Consider the following 17,607-nt stretch of genomic DNA (forward strand, 5'->3'; position numbering starts at 1 on the left):
CGTGCCACGGACGCAGGGAGGCAAAGCATTTTCTCCATAGACATGATTGAGGCCAATGTGCAGGCCAAGGCTGATGGGAGCATTCTCACCTGCCAGCGTGATGAGATTGCCCACGCATAGCGGTCCGTCGTGATGTGAACATCGCAACGGGCAGTTTGGGCAGGGTCTGAGGTTGTTCATCGCCGTGGAATGTGGGTTGGGGGCAGGTCATCGCCGGCCTCACATCGTCACGCTGAAATGATGTTCTGCGACTTCAAGGCATTGGAAGCTTTGGAGACTTTCATGGGGCTGACATCATGCCAAGGCACGGTGTTGTTACCATGGGGTGTTCACCCCAGATGCAGCCATGACTGGCCCCGCTACACGATGGTCACCTGCACGCTGCTCTCGATGATGCCGGCGGCGATGGCGTGGCGGGTCAGGCCGGCGGTGTCGTGGATGTTGAGCTTGTCCATGAGGCTCTGGCGGTGCTTTTCGACCGTTTTGACGCTGATTTTAAGCTCGTCGGCGGTTTCCTTGTTGGCTTTGCCTTCCGCGATGAGCTGGAGCACCTCCATCTCGCGTGAACTCAGTTTGGTGGGGTCTTTGTCCGTGCTCAGTTCACCACGGTCATGGGATTTCTGCTTCTGATGGTTGCGGCGCTTGGAAATGACCGGGCTGAAGCAGGTTTTCCCCTCCTGAACGCGGCGGATCGCCTCCGGCAGCGTATGGGCGGCCGTTTGCTTGATGAGATAACCCACAGCGCCGATCGCCATGACCTTGGCGACGTAGGCGTCATCGCTGTGGGCGGAGAGGATGAGCACCTTGGTGTCCGGGGCGGCATGGAGGATCTGCCGCGTGGCTTCCATGCCGTTGAGCAGCGGCATGGCGATGTCCATGACCACCACCTGAGGATGAAGCTTGGCCACGAGTTCCACGGCCTGGCGGCCATTCTCGGCCTCACCGACGACCTCGATGTCGGTCTCCAGTTTCAGCAAGGCCCGCAGGCCTTCGCGGACGATCATGTGGTCTTCAGCCAGCAGGACGGTGATGGGTTTCATGGGCATTGCAGGGATACGGGTTTGATGGGCTTAAAGTAAACACGGCCTTGATGAATCTCACGGATCGCCACAGCCAGGATGTGAGCGTCACTTTGCTTGACCAGGTAGCCTGATGCACCCAGCGCCCTGGCCTGCTGGGCATAGGCTTCCTCGTCGTAGGAGGAGAGCACCAGCACCTTGGTGGACGCCGGTGTGCTCGCCCGAATCCGTTTGAGGGCCTCCAGCCCGTTGAGCAGCGGCATGGCCAGGTCCATGACCACGACATCCGGCACCAGTTTGCTGGCGAAGGCGACGGCTTGATGCCCGTTGCAGGCTTCACCGACGACTTCCATGTCGGCTTCCAACTGGAGCAGGGCACGCAGCCCCTCACGGACGATCGTGTGATCATCGGCGAGCAGAACGGTGATGCGTTTCATGGGCATTCGAGGGGTGAAGATTCGGATGATTTTTCCGGCGGGCACTTTTCCGCAGCGGCCACCACCGGCGGTGGAATTTCCACGCGGACGGTGGTGCCTGCGCCAGGAGCGGACTCCACGCAGAACGTACCGCCGACCATCTCGACGCGCTCGCGCATGCCGAGCAGTCCCAGGCGGTTGTTCTTGGTTTTTGCCTGCGTGGTGCCATCCACCTCGAAGCCCTGGCCGTCGTCTTTGATTTCCATGCGGATGAGGCCCTCGATCTCCTGGATGCTCACTTCGGCATTATTGGCTTTCGCGTGACGTGACACGTTGGTGAGCGCCTCCTGGGCGATGCGGTAGAACACCGTGCGGATGTCGCTGTCGGATTGCTCAATGCCGGCAAACACCGTGAGCGTGACACGGATGCCCGTGTCCGCCATGTAGCCCTTGAGGAAGGACTGAAGGGCGGGGATCAAACCGAGATCATCCAGCACGGCGGGGCGCAGCTCGCGCGCGAAGCGGTGCACGATGTCCACCGACTTCTCCACCAGCAGTTGCGTGCTGCTGATCTTGCTTTGCAGATCCTTGATGCTGTCCATGGACTCGCCCTTCAAGGCCGCCAGCCGCACATTGATGCCCGTGAGCGTCTGGGCGATGACGTCATGCAGCTCACGGCTGATCTTCCGGCGCTCCTCCTCCTGTGCCGACAAAAGCTGGCGGGAGAGATGCCGCAGTTCCTCCTGCATCTGCCGGGATTTCTCCAGCAGCCGGCTGGAAGTCTGCTCGCTGGAGCGGAGGGATTCCTCCACCGCCTTCCGCTGCACGATCTCCTGTTTCAAATCCGCCACCGAAGCCGCCAGCTCCAGCGTACGCTGGCTCAGCGCCTTGATCATTTGATTCAGGTGCGTGTTCGCCTCCCGCGCCCCGCGATGCGTTTCCTCGATGGGGGTGAGCGCTTCGGCGAAAAACATGCCCGCCCGTCCCATCAGGCCATCACTGGTGCTGGAGGAATAACCGGGCAGCACCAGCGCCACCAGGGCGATCTCGTGCATCCGCGCCAGATCCAGCGTCTCCAGCCCGAGGCTCATGGCATGACGTCCCAGCGCACGCACCGGCTCCAAGTCTGCCTTGGGGTCCGCCTTGAGATAGGTCTGCAAGGCCGCGAGGTAGAGCCGCGACATCTCGCCGAGATTAGGTTTTATGGGGCGTGCCGAACTCATGGGCGAAGCGGTTGATGGTTTCCACGGAGGCTTCCACCAGCCGTTGGGTGGTGGCGATTTCTTTGGCGAGGCCCAGATGCTGGGCGGCGGCCTCTTTCTTCAAGGACAGCAGTTTCACATGGATGCCGAGCAGGGTCTGGCCGATCTCGTCATGGAGCTGGAGGCTCATCTTTTTCCGCTCCTCCTCATTCGCCGCCAGAATCTTGCGCGTCATGTCCAGCAGGTTCTTCTCCAGCAGCAGGGATTCCTTGAGCAACAGGTCGAAGGCCCGTTCACTCGTCTCGAGAGCGGCTTCCGCCGTCTTGCGCGCGGTGATGCCCCGCTGCAGTTCACGGTTGGTGTCCGTCAGCTCCTGCGTGCGCTCACTCAGGGTGACATTCAGTTGTTTCAAGTCCACGCTGGCCTCCAGCGCGATGCGGTGCGTCTCCTCGATGGGCACGATGGCTTCGGTGAAAAACAGCACCGCGCGCGCGGTCATGGCCTTGCGCACGGCGGCGGAAGAGTCCGGCAGCAGCAGCGCCGCCAGCGCCAGCTCATGAATCTTGGCCAGATCCAGCGTCTCCAGACCGAGGGCCACGGTCAGGCTTCCCAGCGCATGCGCCGCCGGCAAGGCCACCGGCGGGTCTTGCTCGAATTGCCTGCGCAGAGCCGCCAGATACTGATCTGACAGCCGGCTCAACTGGGACGTCTTCATGGGTGTTTCCAAATTCAACCCCCCCCCGCAGCATGGCCTGCTCCCTGGTGGGTGGATCAATCACGATCAAAGTCCGCCACTTGCAGCCAAGCGTCCATGGGGTGAAACCCTACCATGGCCCAGCGCTCCCCAAGGAGCGGGGACATCCTGTCCCCGTCGATCCCAGCCGCCGTTCCGACCTCCGCGTGGGCCAGCTTCCACCCTGCCGGTGGCCGCACATGACCCGCCGGGTGGCTGCGCCGTACCCGCTGGGTGGGAGTGACGCCCCGGGCGGGTGGTTCATCGGCACCCGGCCACTGGCGCGCACGCACTGGCGGGGTGGTTGAGCGTGACCCAGTGGGTGGCGGAGTCACACCCGCTGGGTGGCAGGCAGCCACTGGCCGGGTGGCTGTTAACCACTGGCTGGGTACGAGCTGGCCACTGGCCGGGTGCGTGGCGCGCACCCGGCGGGTGGGAGAGCGGCACTGGCGGGGTGGGAGCCCGGCACCCAGGGGGTGCGAGGGGCGCACTGGCTGGGTACGGCGCGATTTGGCTGCCGGTGAGGGCCAAAAAGGGCGTTTTGGCTCTGTTTCGCCCTCCGGGCAGTCCTTTTCGCCCCTCAACCCGTGAGGGGAGATCATAGGGTGATGAGGTTCGTGCAGGTGTAGCTGCGCATGCTGCCATTCCCGCCGGAAAAGGCGGGTTTCACCCCATTTTATATGCGCCGAGCGCCACCCATGGTGCCGCCCGCTCAGTGAGCCAATGATCAGATCATTGAGCCAACCCCCAAATAAACCAACGCACCCAACCCATGAAAATCAAACTCCACACCCTCGCCTTCGCGCTCATCGCTTCCTCCGCAGTACTCGCGGCGGACGTCACCACCAAGACCACCACGGTCAAGGCGGACGGCTCCACCGAAACCACCATCAAGACCACCACGGGCACCGGCACCCTCACGGAATACATTCCTGGCACCACCTTCATCCTGAAGGAAGTCACCGGTCCGGTGACCTATCTCTATGGCAAGACGGTGGCCTACGTCACCAAGAGCGGCAAGGTGATCACGCAAGACATGCTGAACACGCGCATCCGCGTGGGCAGCCCGGTGAGCGTGCAGTATGTCACCGACGGCAACAACCGCGTGATCAGCCGCGTCGTCGTTGACGATTGATCCCCCTTTCATCTGTCCAAGGCCTTCACAGCAGGCCGTGACCGTTGATGTCGGCACCTCATTTTGAGGTGCCGCTTTTTTGTGCCGGCTTCGATCCTGCGGACAAGAGGGCCGGGGGAGACAGGCGCAGACAATGCGCTCCTAAATATCCAGCTTCGGCGGCCCAGAGGTTGGCTTGTGGAGCGCGGACTTTAGTCCGCAGCATGTCGTCGAAGCAATGACCTTTGGAAGAATCTACGGCGACATGAGTGTTGGCGGAGTGCTGCGGGCTGAAGCCCGCGCTCCTCTCGATCAAATCTGCGGCGCTACGATACAGCAGGTCGTGATGGAGGCGGAGTGCTCCTCCGGCGGCAGCAGTGTTTCCAGCGCGGGTGTTGTCACCCGCCTGGATGGAGGCCATCACTTCGTCTTGTCACCGGCTGTGACTTCTTTTTTATGCGCTGCGAAGGCCGCGAGGACTTCGCCCTTCTCACGCGCGGGCACTTTGGCGAAGTCAAGGCTGCGCCCCAGCTCGGCCGCCACCTCGTCGAATTCTTCTGGCGAGATCTTGAGGTCACGATGTGCCTCCTCAAGGCCCAAATGAGTTTTACCCGGCTGTGTTGCCGAGAACTTGAACGGCCCGCCCGTGACCTCGCAGACCCACAGGGTTCGCATGAACTTGAGGCCCGGCAATCTGTCCAGGCTCTTCGTGTGCCATTCCCTGAGGGCTGGATTCTTGGAAGTCTTCCCCACGATCGGGTTCTCCACAATCGCGTCGCTAAAGTGGTTCACGACCGCGGCGAGGGCGAAGACGCCGCCAAGCCGTTCATACAGGCTCTTCTCGCTGTCTGGTGCGGCTTGCACCGCAGTCGCGACGAGAATGGCTGCGAGAGCCATCGCTATCGCGAGTGGTTGGATGAATGAAGTGAGTGTTTTCATGTTCGATTGGTTGTTTGTGGTTTGTTTTGTCGCTGACAGTCCTGGGGTCGCGCTTCGATCACGCCGCCTCCTGATAGCTGTGCGCGAAACTGCGGCTGCCGAATGACCGGCGGAGCTTCTTCAAGCCCAGCTCCATGCGTGTTTTCACCGTGCCGAGCGGCGAGCGGGTGGCCTGCGCGATCTCGCGCTGGCTCATGCCTTGGAGAAAGGCCAGCGCGATGACGCGCTGCTGCGGTTCGGAAAGCCGCTCGAGGTGAGCGCTGAGGACATGGCGCAGATCCGTCTGCTCGCCTGATGCGGTGGGAGCAAGTGAGACGGGAAGGGCCCTGGTCTCGTCCTCATAGCGGGTGCAGGCCCTGCCATACGCCTGCGAGCGGCGGACGTGATCAATGGCACGGCGGCGGGCGACCGTGAGCAGCCAGGCCAAGGGTGAGCCTTTTGCCGCTGAATAGTGGTGCGAACGCCGCCACAACTCCAGCAGGCACTCCTGCGTGACGTCCTGGATGGAACAATCATCACTGACGATGCGCCTGACGATGCCCCTCAGCATGACTTGGTGACGCTGGAACAGTGTTTGCAGCGCGTCGGTGTCACCCGCCTGGATGGCGGTCATGAGAACGACATCCGAGGGCAGGGGTGACTCAGCCTGACCAAGATCAGGATGCAGGGGCGAGGTATTGGCGGTGATGGACTCGCCTGACGGCAGCGTGGTGTTCCGGGGAAGGGTCTGCATTTTCATGGCAGGAGCATGGCAGCGGCAGGCCCGCCGGTGCCATGGGGTGTTTTCCCCGTTTTGCAGCCACGCTCCTTGGACTGCTGAAGCGGCGGCGGCCATGCAGTTCAGATGGCCTCAGGGCTATCGGCGGAGGTTCTGCCGCGCCACCGCCAGCAGCTTCACGCGGCCTTCCTGCGGCGGCACGACGGATTGAGCCAGGCCTACCACCATGCTGATGACGGCGAGGGAGATGTTCGCATATTCCTTCGCCAGTTCGTCACGCACGAACTGCAATTCGTGCTTCTGGTGCGTCTTTGATGGTGTTTTCTGCTTTCTGGCGGGTGGCATCCTCCTGACGCTCTGTTTGCTGGCATCGGCACCGCGAGGACGCCATGAGCCTGCTGTTGGTGTGGCGCACAGCGGCTGACGATGGCTGGCGATGGTCCTCAACTGAAGGTGGACTCCTTCACGCCTCACGCTCGTGTCGGGCTGCGCTGAACGCATGGCGTTGCCTCTCTTGCGGCACGCCACGCCATCCGGCTCATCGGCTGCTTAGCCGAATCTGGGGCCATTTTGAGGTGGCAGGTTGCCGGTAGGACAAGCCCTGGAAAGACGGTGGGGTGACCGCCTGCACCATGGGGAGGGGCCTGGGTGCTGCTCTCGCCGCCATTTCTTGCCCGAGCTGATGCATCCAGAAGCCATACGCACCCATCATGAAAATCGAAAGGACCGCCACCGCACCCAGCGGTGAAGCTGAATAGGACGGCTTGGGCACCGGCGCTTTTTCCCGCCAGATGCCATACGGCATCTCCCCGCCATGAACGCCGCCGTGGTGCCCCACGGGCAGGGTGTGCTTCAGCATCTCAATCGATTCAGTGGCATCCACCCCCAGCCAACGGCTGTAGGTTCGCAAAAAACTGCAGGCATAGGTGGGGCTGCCGAGACCGTCGAAGTCGGCGGTTTCAAGGCAGCGGAGCGAAGCGGCAGGAATGCGCGTCCGGTGCGCCACATCGCGCAGCGTGAGACCCAGTTGCTCACGCCGCGCTCGAAGGGTTTGACCAAAGGGAAAGATCATGGCGGGATGAAAATGAAATGTGCGAACACCGGATCAATCGCTGGAGAGCGCGCCAGCGCGCTCATCAAAAACCGGCTCGTTCGCAGTTGAGGGCACCCATGGTGCAGTCCGCTCCATGACCCGATGCTTGAATCATGGAGCAACCAACCCACACACCCCAACAGGAAGACATTCCCGGCACCACCTGCATCATGAAGGAAGTCACCAAGAGAAGGTGAAGAACAAACGTGCATCCACCGCCCGAACCGCAGGCGATGGATGTGGGCATGGAAATGAAAACCCACAAGGTCTGGCTCTCGATCGGCCTGCACACACTCGTGGAGGCCCAGCGCTGGGCCCACGAGGACGGCGAAATCGTTTTCTACCGAGGGGATTGCATCATCGCCAGATACCCCAAGGGTTTGGTGCTCAAGATCGCGGTGGGCGAGGCCGTGGCATACGAGCGCGCCCACGCCGAGAACGGTTAGCGCCCAGAGGCCCAAAAAGGAGGCGCGAAGTTTGTGCAACTTCGCGCCTGACGGTCCTGTCGTCTTTCTTCGGTATAAACGGAAGATTGCTTCTGGGACCACGGATGAATCGCAGGACGCCGCGCAAGCGGATGTATGCCGTGAAATTTATTTCAGCGGTGGAGAGCCGTTCGAATGCGGCCCATGGGCTGAACACTCAAAGGCGATGGCAGGCGGTGGACTGGCTGCCGACGAGACCCGACGGCTTCAGGGGCCATCCAAACCCATCCACAACCGGGTGCAGCCACGTAGATGAGATGACCCTGGCTGCGCTGAACCCAACCCACCTCATGAACGAAGACACCCCACGCTTCCTGAACCGACTGGAAAGCGGACTCCGCCTGGCTGCCGCGCACCTGCAAGAACTGGTGGATGAACTGGCCGCGACGCTGCCCTGCGCCCGGGCTTTTGACCGCCTGCCGGACACCGCCGACGAGTGGCACGCGGACTGGCAGCAGCATTGGGACATCTTTGAAGCGGTGCTGCGCCGGATCAGCGAACTGGCGAAGGAAGCGAGCGGCGGCCGCGCCAGGAGCGCCGAGGACCAACGCTCGCAGGCGTTGGCCGCAGCGCAGGCGCTTCCGACCGAGGCGGTCAAACTGAGTGAGCTATGGGGCACCCTCCAGACGCAGGCGGGCGGGCTCAAGGAGGAAGCGGTTCGCAAACAGTGGGGGGTGCTGGCGCGTCTGCTGGAGTCGGATGCGGCGGCTCTCCACGCCGGTGCCCAGGCGGTGCGCAGCAAGCTGGAGCTGCTGGTGGAGCATGTGACGGAACAGGCCTATCAGAAGGATTTAGCCAAGGCCGCCATCGACATCGAGCGGGAGCAGCACCGGCCCGGCCATGTGCTCGAAGCCATGTTTATGTGGGTGGAAACGGATGAGGAACGGGTGCGCAAAGAGCGTGCCCTGGAGGGAAGGCAGGCAGGAGCTTAGCGCCGGCAGGGGCTGATAACTCAACTTTGATTGTTCGTCCGACGCGCTCACCGCGATCAACAGCCTCTTCAAGCAGGCCAAGCGTGTCATCATCCCCATGGGGTGAACACTCCATACTTTCCGCCGCTGTCTCCCGCTAAGGTCAGGGGTGATCCACCCTTCCCTGCCCTGTTGTTCCCGCCTGCTCGCCACCACGTCCTTCCTCTGCCTTCTGCTCTGCTCCGGCTGCATCTCCCTGCCACCCGCGCCGCAGGCCAGGTACGGGGCACCGGTGGATGATGTGTCGCATTGGGATGGCGATCACCTGACGGGCAGCCCGTCGGTGCGCATCAGCCTGTCAGAGCAGCGGGCGTATTTGTACAAAGGCGACCAGCTCGCCGGGGTGTCGCTCATTTCATCCGGCCGTGAAGGGCTGGGCACCGTGACGGGGAGCTATCGCATTCTCACCAAAGAGCGGGAGCACCGGTCTTCTCTGTTTGGTGCTTACATGGATGCCAACGGTGAGGTGATGCAGCGGGATGTGGACACCCGCAAAGATCCCAAGCCACCCGGCGCGATTTACCAGGGGGCTGACATGCCGAACTGGATGCGCATCACCGGCGGCACGGGCATGCACGCGGGCTTCCTGCCCGGCTATCCTGCCTCACATGGCTGCATCCGCATGCCCGGCTTCATGGCGGAGCACTTTTTCCACGCGGTGGCGGTGGGCACGCCGGTGCGCATCGAGCGGTGAGCGCTCCGGGGCAGAAGTCGGGTTATACCCCATGGCGTTTCCAGCGCTGCCGGGCTGACGCTGCGCGTATTCCAGAAAACCACCTCAAACCTCATGCATCGCCCACTTTCATCCCTCCTCAGCATCGTCTCGCTCGTGACATGCGCCGCCTCAGCTCAAGAGCCCGCCGCACTCAAACCAGAGCCATCGAGCACTATGGCCAAGACCAGCGAGATCATCGGCCTGACGGTCAAAAACAAGCAGGACGAAACGCTCGGCAAGGTGGACAACATCGTGCTGGACCTGGCCTCGGGCCGCGTGGTGGCGGTCATTGTTTCCTCCGGCGGCTTTCTCGGCCTGGGAGATGAACTCAGCGCCGTGCCGCCCGCCGCGCTGCGCTTCACGCCCGACCGCAGCACCCTTCTGCTCGACGCCTCCAAGGAACGGCTGGGCAGCGCGCCGCATTTCAAGCCCGCCGCCTGGCCGGACTTCGCCCACACCGGCTACACCGGCGGCGTTTACCGCGCCTACCAGGTGACCCCATACTTCGCCACCGCCGCAGACAACACCGCGCGCAATGCACGCGACCGCGACACGGCGGACACGCTCACGCCGATCGACCAGGGCAGCAGCAAGGCGGACACCTCCATCACAGCGCAGATCCGCCGGGATGTGACCGCGCTGAACAACATCTCGGTGAACGCCCAGAACGTGAAGATCATCACCCTGAACGGCCGCGTCACCTTGCGCGGGCCGGTCAACACCGCCGATGAGCGGCAGCTCATCGGCTCCATCGCCGAGCGGATCGTGCGCGCCAAGAACGTGGACAACCAACTGGAAGTGAAATCCGCCACCGCCGCCAGCAACTGATTCGATCTCGCCACCCCCAACCTGAAAACCCCACCACCATGCACTCAAAATCTGTCTTCTGCATCGCCACCTCCCGCACCCAGGCTGATCAAATCGTCGATCAGCTCAAGGCCGCCGATTTTTCCAACAACGACATCTCCGCGCTGTTCGCCGACACGCACACGAGCCACGACTTCGCGCACGAGAAGCACACCAAGGCTCCTGAAGGCGCCGTCACCGGGGCAGGCACCGGCGGTGTCATCGGCGGTGCGCTGGGCTGGATCGCCGGCATCGGCGTGCTGGCCATTCCGGGCTTCGGCCCCTTCATCGCCGCCGGTCCCATCATGGCCGCGCTCAGCGGCGCGGCCATCGGCGCCGCCGTCGGCGGCATCACCGGCGGTTTGATCGGCCTCGGCATCCCTGAGTTCGAAGCCCGGCGTTACGAAGGCAAGCTGAAGGACGGCAACATCCTCATCTCCGTTCACACCGAGAGCTCCGAGGAGATCACTCAGGCGGAGGACATCTTCACCCGTGCCGGAGCGCAGGACATCTGCACCACCGGCGAGACGACCGCCCCCGATGAGGGCCCGGCCACGGAGGTCATCATCTACCCGCCCCAGAGCATGACCGGCACCCGGGCGGCATAAACGCAACAACCCCCAACACAACCTTGATGAAAACAGCCGTAACTCACCCACGCGCGGACGGCAAAATTGGCTGGGCGCTCCTGTGGCTGCTCGGCATTCCCCTGCCCGTCCTCTTCATCGTCTTCCTGCTGCGCGGCTGCACCTGACTTCCAGCCCGTCACACCGGCAACGAGCGAAACGTGCGGTGCGACAGTGAAACAATCGGGGGATTTGCAAATAGTTGATCCCCCTCGTCAGCACGGGCCGCCAGCGCACCGGCACGTGCTCACAAAAACGGCCCTGCAACCAGTGACACGGTTGCAGGGCTTTCTTCCACCCTGATCCAGCTCATCTCAGACACACTTTAACACCATGACATCCGAAGCCGATCCCAACAGCATCAACGGCGGTCTTGCCGACCATCTCTGCACGCACAAGGAGGCGATCCTCACCGAGTGGCGGAAGCGTGTGCGCGACGACACGGCGATCGTTGTGACGAAGTCCTTGAACACGACCGCTCTCACGAACCACCTGCCCGAAATTTTTGATGACCTGATCGCCACGCTACGCCGCTACGGCAGCGAGACCGTGGCCGAGCAGACCACCAAAGACGCCGAGGAACACGGTGCCACGCGGCGGCAGCAGGGCTATGAGCTCCCTGAGATGCTGCGTGAACTCATGCACCTTCGCGCCATTCTCATCTACCACCTGCGTCAATTTGAGGATCTGCATCCCGATTTCGGCCTGGCCTCAAGGCTGTTCGTTTCCACCACCCTGCACCGCTTCGTCGATGAGATGGCGATCCATGCCACCGAGGAATACCTCTGGTCGCAGATGTGCCTGCAAGACCAGATCCTCAGGGGCGCGCACCACACGTAAATGAGGCTAGCACCATCAGGAACCGTCATGCCACAAGCCCGCAAGCATCACGCCGCCTGCGGAAAGAAAAAGTCGGGTTTCACCCCATGGCGAATGCTCGGAGCGACACATAACGATGCGGCCTGTGAAACCAACCACAACCGCACAGGCAAACCAAACACCCCCACCCATGAAAGCCAACACCATCACCCGCTTCTCCACCACCACGCTCGCCTTGTGCGGCCTGTTCCTGCTCGGCTCCCACAGCCAGGCGGCCGAGAAAGACACCCTGAACTCCGCCGATGTGAAATTCGTCAAGCATGAAGCCGCCGCTGGCATGGCTGTCGTCAAACTGGCCGGACTCAGTGCGCAGAAAGCCAGTCGGGCCGACGTCAAGGCCTTCGCCGAGATGCTCGTCACCGAGCATACCAAGGCCAACGAGGAGCTGACCAAACTGGCGTCCACCAAGGGCGTGGAACTCTCCGCCGTCATCGACCCCAAGCATGCCGAGACCTTCCAGAAGCTGGAAAAGACCGAAAGCGCTGACTTCGACAAAGCATTCCTCGCTGAAATGACCAGCGGTCACAAAAAGTGCGTCAGCAACTTTGAAGACGCCGCCAAGGACTCCAAGGACAGCGATCTGAAAATGTGGGCGGAGAAGATGCTCCCCACGCTCAAAACCCATCTCGAACAGGCCAAGGAACTCGCTTCCAAGTAACCTGGCAGGAAGCGCGGTTGCGCAGCACGTGGTCCGGGAGGCCGCGACTGCGCAACCCACTTCGCCTGACATTCACCCCCCAAAACCGAACAGGCCGGTCTAAACCTCCGGTCTGGCTGTGACAGTCGCGGCTCACTGAGCCCGACTGTCACTTTTTTGGTGGAGATCCCAAGAGAACCGCAACGCCCGACAACTCAGCTTTCCCCTTCCTTCCATGACCGCCACAGACCAGACCATCGACACCTGCAACGCGCTGCTGCGCGATGAAATCACCGCCGTCGAGACTTACACCCAGGCGATCGAAAAATTCGACTCCGACGCCACCGACGCTGTGCTGGAGAGCATCCGTAATGATCATCGGGTCAATGCCTTCGAGCTGCACAAGCTCGTGTCTGACAGCGGCGCGGAACCTTCCGGCAGCTCCGGCGCATGGGGCGGTTTTGTTCAGGCGCTGGAGAATGCGACCACACTCCTCGGCGAATCTCCGGCCTTGAAAGCTCTGCAAGCCGGCGAGGAGAACGGCATCAGCCAGTATGAAAACGCGCTTGCCAACGCGGACGTCTCCGAGGCGGCCAAAATGCTGATCAAACGCACCTTGCTCCCCTCGCTCTCAGGCCACCTGATCGAACTGCAGCAGCGCCGGGATCGTGCTGCATAACGACCTGATCCAAGCTCACTGAGGGTCGGGTTTCACCCCATGGAGAATGCCTCCGGTGCGGCCTAGCCTGATGAGCTGGAACCCACCGCTTGCAGCAAACATCATGTGGCCGGTCATTCTTATCACCATCGTGATCACGATTGTGCTCACGATCGTGTTTCTCAATCTGCGCACGGGCGAGAAACAGATCCGCTATGCGGTTCAGCATGAATTCACGGTGACGGACCCGCAGTTCCTCCGCAGCATGGGTCAGTTGCTTGGGCCGGCCATCCTGCCCGGCAACCGCATCAGGGCCCTGCACAATGGCGATCAAATTTTCCCCGCGATGCTGGCCGCCATTCGCGGCGCCCGGCAAACCATCACCCTTGAAACCTACATCTACTGGTCGGGTGAGATTGGCGGGAAGTTTTCCGACGCCTTGAGCGAACGCGCCCGCTCCGGTGTGAAAGTCCATGTGATGCTCGATTGGGCAGGCTGCAGCCGAATCAAAGCGAAATACCTGGAGGAAATGAAAGCCGCCGGAGTCGAGGTGGAGCGTTATCATCCGATCCACTGGCATACGCTGGCACGCATCAACAACCGCACGCACCGCAAACTGCTCGTGGTGGACGGCCTGATGGGCTTCGCCGGCGGCATCGGCATCGCCGACCAGTGGACGGGCCACGCCGAATCCAAAGACCACTGGCGTGATTCCCACTTCCAACTCGAAGGCCCGGCGGTGGCACAGATGCAGGCCGCTTTCACCGACAACTGGATCAAGACCCGTGCCAGGGTGCTGTTTGGCCCTGAATACTTTCCTGAGCTGTCACCTGTGGGCGACAGCCTCGCGCAGGTCTTCAAAAGCTCGCGCGGGGAAGGCAGCGAAAGTGTGCGCCTGATGTATCTGCTTTCCATTGCCTCGGCGGCGCGCAGCATCCGCCTCCAGGCCGCTTATTTTGTGCCGGATGACCTGACCATCGCGACGTTCATCAGCGCGCGCCGCCGCGGCGTGAAGATTGAGATCATCCTGCCTGGTCTGCATACCGACGAGCACTGGGTGCAGCACGCCTCCCACCATCTATGGAACGACCTGCTGGATGCCGGGATCGAGATCTATGAATACCAGCCCACCATGTATCACTGCAAGGTCTTCATCGTGGATGAGATCTGGGTTTCCGTTGGCTCCACCAATTTCGATGACCGTTCCTTCCGGCTGAACGACGAGGTGAACCTGAACATCTACGATGCCGCCTTTGCCGCTGAGCAGGTCCAGATCTTCGAGCAGGACCTCGGCAAATCACGCCGGGTGACCCGTGCGGAGTTCAAGAACCGTTCCGCCACAGGAAAAATCTGCGACCGGCTCGCACTCACGCTGCGACGTCAGTTGTGAGATCCCATCCACAAACCCTCATGAAAACCCACACATTCAACATCATGGCGACAGTCTCCCTGCTCGCCCTCGTCAACAGCTTCACCCTGGCCGGAGAGCCGGAGAAAAAGGACGCCGTCCCGCGCACCAAGGCAGAGATGGAGGCTGCCACGCGTCTCCAGATTTTTCTCGACCGCGCGGAGTTCGCCCCGGGCAAGATCGACGGCCACTACGGTCAGTTCACCGTGAAGGCACTGGCGTTGTTCCGCCAGTCACGTGGAGAGAAAGCGGCACCACCTCCAGAAAAGCCTGACACAGCACCTGATGTGAGTGGAATCGACCTCAGCAGTGTAGATCCGCTCTTTCTGGCCTACACGGTGACTGAGGCCGACCTGAAAAACCTCGGGAACGTGCCGGATGAGGTGCCAGCACAGGCAAAGCTCAAGATGCTGACCTATCAAACCGCCGCTGAGGCCATCGCGGAGAAATTTCACACCGATGTGGATTTCCTGACGGAGCTCAATCCTGGCAAAACCAAGGAGATCCAAGCTGGTGACACACTCAGCGTGCCCAATGTCGAACCCTTTGATCTCACCACGGTGAAGGATTTGAAACCCGGCGGCGAACTAGCGGCCAATGATCTCGACGATGAGGCCGAAGCCAAGGATGAGCCCACGGAGACCAAGACCGCGGTAAAAATCGACACGCAGACCAGCATGTTGACGGTGCATGAGGAAGGGAAGCTCATCGCCGCCTATCCCGTGACGATCGGGTCTGAGCAGACCGAGTCACCTTTGGGCGACTGGAAAGTACGCGGTGTCGCGAAGATGCCGAATTTCCGCCATGACAAGGCGATGCTGAACAAAGGCGAGCGCAGCGATGAGTTTCACATTCTCCCGCCCGGTCCGAACAATCCGGCGGGTGTCATCTGGATCGCGCTGAACAAGAAAGGCATGGGCCTGCATGGCACCAGTGACCCCGACAGCATCGGCCGCTCCGCCAGTCACGGCTGTGTGCGGCTGGCAAACTGGGACGTGACCAGGCTCGCAGGCAAAATCAAAGCTGGTGTGCCGGTGGCAATTCACTAAAGCGCCAAACACCGAATCATGGAGAACAACGCACCACCACCACCCAGCAGCCAGGCAGCGGATGAAGAAATCCCACCGCAGCAGGTGGAACTGCACATTCCCTGGATCACCTTCGTCAAGGTGGCCGCCGCCTTGCTGGCCGCCTATGCCGTGTATGTGCTGTGGTCGCTGCTGCTGCTCGTTTTCCTGGCCCTGTTTCTGGCGGTGACTCTGCACGCCTTTGTGGACTGGCTGGATGCCAGGGGCATGAAGCACTGGGGCAGCCTGCTGATCGTGATCGGCGGACTCCTGACGGTGCTTGGCATCGGCATCGCGCTCATCATTCCCGCGTTGATCGAGCAGGCGGATGCCTTCAGCAAAAATCTCCCGCAACTGCACGAGGATGCGCTCAACCAGCTTCCCGTGGGCAGCGGCATTCGTGAGAGCATCCAGAGTCTGCTGGACAGCGTGAGCTGGTCAGAGGCGAGCACTTGGTTTGGCCATTTCGTGTCCGCAGGCGGCATTGCTCTCAGCGGGATCTCGCAGATCACACTGCTGCTCGTGATCGCCATTTATCTGCTCATCGATGGGCACAAGACCTATGACTGGCTGCTGGCCTTCTTCTCACCGTTGAAGCGTGCGAAGCTCCGCCTCACGGCCAGCGAAGTCTCCCAGGTGATTTTTGGTTATGTCGCCGGGCAGGTCATCACCTCATTGCTGGTGATGGTGTGTTCCTTTGCCGTGCTCAGCCTGCTGCATGTGCCTGGAGCGCTGATGCTTGCGATCCTGGCGGGTGTTTTCGACATCCTGCCCATCCTCGGCTTCTTCATCGCCACGGCACCCGCCTTCCTGCTGGCGCTGAGTGTGTCGCCACAGACGGCTTTCATCGTCCTGGGGCTCTACATGCTGCTTCAACTGATCGAGAACTACCTCATCGTGCCCATGATCTATGGGAAGAACCTGCGTGTTTCCACACTCACCGTGCTGCTCGGCCTGCTGGCCGGCGCGTTGCTCGCGGGCATTCCTGGAGCACTCGCGGCGCTGCCAATCATCGCCTCCTACGCCGCGATCGAGCGCATCTGGCTGAAGCCTTTCCTGCGCGATGGTGTCTCCGAAAAGCATGAACTGCAAAAGGACCTGCATTTCGGCGAGAAGGACTGACCTGCGATGAAAATCTTCTTTTCGCTGCTCCGCGAGACGTTCCGCCAATGGGACGCGCACCGCGTGCCGAAGATGGGCGCGGCGTTGTCCTTCTACACGGTCTTCTCGCTGGCTCCGCTCGCCATCCTCGTGCTTTCGCTGGTCAGTCTGGCGGTGGAGCGCGACGCGGCGCGCGCGGAAATCGTCGGGCAGTTCAGAAACTTTGTCGGCCATGAGGGCGCGGAGGTGATGGAGATGATTCTGACCAAGACCGGCGTGGAGCACACGGGGATCCTCGGCACGGTCATCGGCTTTGTGGTGCTGCTGATCGGCGCTTCCGGCGTGTTCGGTGAGCTGCAGGATTCGCTGAATCAGATCTGGGGAGTCTCCTCCAAGCGCCACCCGGTTTTCATCCTGGTGAAGGAGCGTGTCTTCTCCTTCGCGATGGTTTTCGTCATGGGGTTCCTCATGCTCGTCTCGTTCATGTTTTCCGCCGCCATCGCGGCGGCGGGCAACTACCTGCACGGGCGCTACCCCGGCCTGGACGGTCCGTGGGAATGGGGCAACGCCGTGATCTCGCTGCTGGTGATCGCGCTGTTGTTTGCGCTGATCTTTCGCCTTGTCCCTGACGCACGCATCACCTGGCGGGATGTGTGGCCCGGCGCTTTGATCGCCGCCGTGCTGTTCGAGGTGGGGAAGTTCATTCTCGGGTTCTACTTCGGACGCAGCGCCATCGCCTCCAGCTACGGTGCGGCGGGATCTCTCATCATCATCCTGGTCTGGGTGTTCTACTCCGCGCAGATCCTGTTCTTCGGCGCGGCCTTCACCCGGGTTTACGCCATGCGTTTCGGCTCGCACCGGGATGATGAAGCGGCGGTGATCGCAGGCTGAGCCGGCTTTCCATGCGTGGGGTTAACACCCCATGGCCAATGCGGAGCATTTGGCTGCATGATACAACATCATCTGGCGGCCCCCTGAAA

21 protein-coding genes are annotated in these 17,607 nt (G+C 61.7%); 13 read left to right on the forward strand and 8 right to left on the reverse strand.

What is annotated here, in order from left to right; genetic code table 11:
* Positions 1-359 precede the first annotated feature (359 nt).
* Genes U1A53_RS03730 through U1A53_RS03745 form a run of 4 tightly spaced genes read right to left on the reverse strand, consistent with a single transcriptional unit; the run spans position 360 to position 3,352 of the window.
* On the reverse strand, positions 360-1,040 hold the full coding sequence (locus U1A53_RS03730; RefSeq protein WP_322279069.1) for a response regulator transcription factor: 681 nt from the start codon (positions 1,038-1,040) through the stop codon (positions 360-362).
* Positions 1,037-1,456: a response regulator transcription factor gene (locus U1A53_RS03735; RefSeq protein WP_322279070.1), complete on the reverse strand. Its 420-nt coding sequence runs from the start codon at positions 1,454-1,456 to the stop codon at positions 1,037-1,039. Before U1A53_RS03735 ends, U1A53_RS03730 begins: the two co-directional genes overlap by 4 nt.
* Positions 1,453-2,658, reverse strand: a complete 1,206-nt coding sequence (locus U1A53_RS03740; RefSeq protein WP_322279071.1) for a sensor histidine kinase — start codon at positions 2,656-2,658, stop codon at positions 1,453-1,455. Before U1A53_RS03740 ends, U1A53_RS03735 begins: the two co-directional genes overlap by 4 nt.
* Positions 2,630-3,352, reverse strand: a complete 723-nt coding sequence (locus tag U1A53_RS03745) for a histidine kinase (RefSeq protein ID WP_322279072.1) — start codon at positions 3,350-3,352, stop codon at positions 2,630-2,632. The genes U1A53_RS03740 and U1A53_RS03745 overlap by 29 nt, the downstream gene beginning before the upstream one ends.
* Before the next feature lie 790 nt (positions 3,353-4,142).
* Between U1A53_RS03745 and U1A53_RS03750 the strand changes: the two genes are divergently transcribed.
* A complete protein-coding gene (locus U1A53_RS03750) occupies positions 4,143-4,505 on the forward strand; it encodes a hypothetical protein (protein ID WP_322279074.1) in 363 nt (120 codons plus the stop codon).
* Between the two features lie 399 nt (positions 4,506-4,904).
* On the opposite strand, the gene U1A53_RS03755 is transcribed toward U1A53_RS03750, so the two are convergent.
* From U1A53_RS03755 to U1A53_RS03770, 4 genes are all read right to left on the reverse strand, one after another.
* Positions 4,905-5,381, reverse strand: a complete 477-nt coding sequence (locus U1A53_RS03755) for a group 1 truncated hemoglobin (RefSeq protein ID WP_322279075.1) — start codon at positions 5,379-5,381, stop codon at positions 4,905-4,907.
* A 100-nt stretch (positions 5,382-5,481) separates the two neighbouring features.
* Positions 5,482-6,162: a sigma-70 family RNA polymerase sigma factor gene (locus tag U1A53_RS03760; RefSeq protein ID WP_322279076.1), complete on the reverse strand. Its 681-nt coding sequence runs from the start codon at positions 6,160-6,162 to the stop codon at positions 5,482-5,484.
* 117 nt (positions 6,163-6,279) lie between these two features.
* A complete protein-coding gene (locus U1A53_RS03765) occupies positions 6,280-6,642 on the reverse strand; it encodes a hypothetical protein (RefSeq protein ID WP_322279077.1) in 363 nt (120 codons plus the stop codon).
* Between the two features lie 37 nt (positions 6,643-6,679).
* The gene (locus U1A53_RS03770) at positions 6,680-7,213 is read right to left on the reverse strand and encodes a helix-turn-helix domain-containing protein (RefSeq protein ID WP_322279079.1); all 534 of its coding nucleotides are present in this window, start codon (positions 7,211-7,213) and stop codon (positions 6,680-6,682) included.
* A gap of 266 nt (positions 7,214-7,479) precedes the next feature.
* On the opposite strand from U1A53_RS03770, the gene U1A53_RS03775 reads away from it, so the two are divergent.
* From U1A53_RS03775 to U1A53_RS03830, 12 genes are all read left to right on the forward strand, one after another.
* Positions 7,480-7,680, forward strand: a complete 201-nt coding sequence (locus tag U1A53_RS03775) for a hypothetical protein (protein ID WP_322279080.1) — start codon at positions 7,480-7,482, stop codon at positions 7,678-7,680.
* A gap of 329 nt (positions 7,681-8,009) precedes the next feature.
* Positions 8,010-8,651: a hypothetical protein gene (locus U1A53_RS03780; protein WP_322279081.1), complete on the forward strand. Its 642-nt coding sequence runs from the start codon at positions 8,010-8,012 to the stop codon at positions 8,649-8,651.
* Between the two features lie 148 nt (positions 8,652-8,799).
* Positions 8,800-9,384 carry a L,D-transpeptidase family protein gene (locus U1A53_RS03785; RefSeq protein ID WP_322279082.1) on the forward strand — a complete coding sequence of 195 codons (585 nt, stop codon included), beginning with the start codon at positions 8,800-8,802 and terminating at the stop codon, positions 9,382-9,384.
* Between the two features lie 93 nt (positions 9,385-9,477).
* On the forward strand, positions 9,478-10,233 hold the full coding sequence (locus tag U1A53_RS03790; RefSeq protein WP_322279084.1) for a PRC-barrel domain-containing protein: 756 nt from the start codon (positions 9,478-9,480) through the stop codon (positions 10,231-10,233).
* Positions 10,234-10,271: 38 nt separating this feature from the next.
* Positions 10,272-10,859, forward strand: coding sequence for a hypothetical protein (locus tag U1A53_RS03795; protein WP_322279085.1), 588 nt, complete (start codon positions 10,272-10,274; stop codon positions 10,857-10,859).
* A gap of 351 nt (positions 10,860-11,210) precedes the next feature.
* Entirely contained in the window at positions 11,211-11,717 is a 507-nt protein-coding gene (locus tag U1A53_RS03800) for an RsbRD N-terminal domain-containing protein (RefSeq protein WP_322279086.1), read from the forward strand.
* 169 nt (positions 11,718-11,886) lie between these two features.
* The gene (locus U1A53_RS03805) at positions 11,887-12,414 is read left to right on the forward strand and encodes a DUF4142 domain-containing protein (protein ID WP_322279087.1); all 528 of its coding nucleotides are present in this window, start codon (positions 11,887-11,889) and stop codon (positions 12,412-12,414) included.
* A 214-nt stretch (positions 12,415-12,628) separates the two neighbouring features.
* The gene (locus tag U1A53_RS03810) at positions 12,629-13,072 is read left to right on the forward strand and encodes a DUF2383 domain-containing protein (protein ID WP_322279088.1); all 444 of its coding nucleotides are present in this window, start codon (positions 12,629-12,631) and stop codon (positions 13,070-13,072) included.
* A 103-nt stretch (positions 13,073-13,175) separates the two neighbouring features.
* Positions 13,176-14,441 (forward strand): phospholipase D-like domain-containing protein, encoded by a 1,266-nt coding sequence (locus U1A53_RS03815; RefSeq protein ID WP_322279090.1) that lies wholly within the window; start codon positions 13,176-13,178, stop codon positions 14,439-14,441.
* A gap of 20 nt (positions 14,442-14,461) precedes the next feature.
* The gene (locus U1A53_RS03820; RefSeq protein WP_322279091.1) at positions 14,462-15,508 is read left to right on the forward strand and encodes a L,D-transpeptidase family protein; all 1,047 of its coding nucleotides are present in this window, start codon (positions 14,462-14,464) and stop codon (positions 15,506-15,508) included.
* Positions 15,509-15,526: 18 nt separating this feature from the next.
* Complete coding sequence (locus tag U1A53_RS03825; RefSeq protein WP_322279092.1) at positions 15,527-16,648, forward strand: AI-2E family transporter; 1,122 nt, start codon at positions 15,527-15,529, stop codon at positions 16,646-16,648.
* A gap of 6 nt (positions 16,649-16,654) precedes the next feature.
* Positions 16,655-17,518, forward strand: a complete 864-nt coding sequence (locus tag U1A53_RS03830) for a YihY/virulence factor BrkB family protein (RefSeq protein ID WP_322279093.1) — start codon at positions 16,655-16,657, stop codon at positions 17,516-17,518.
* Positions 17,519-17,607: the final 89 nt, after the last annotated feature.

Source organism: Prosthecobacter sp. (assembly GCF_034366625.1).
GTDB lineage: Bacteria > Verrucomicrobiota > Verrucomicrobiia > Verrucomicrobiales > Verrucomicrobiaceae > Prosthecobacter.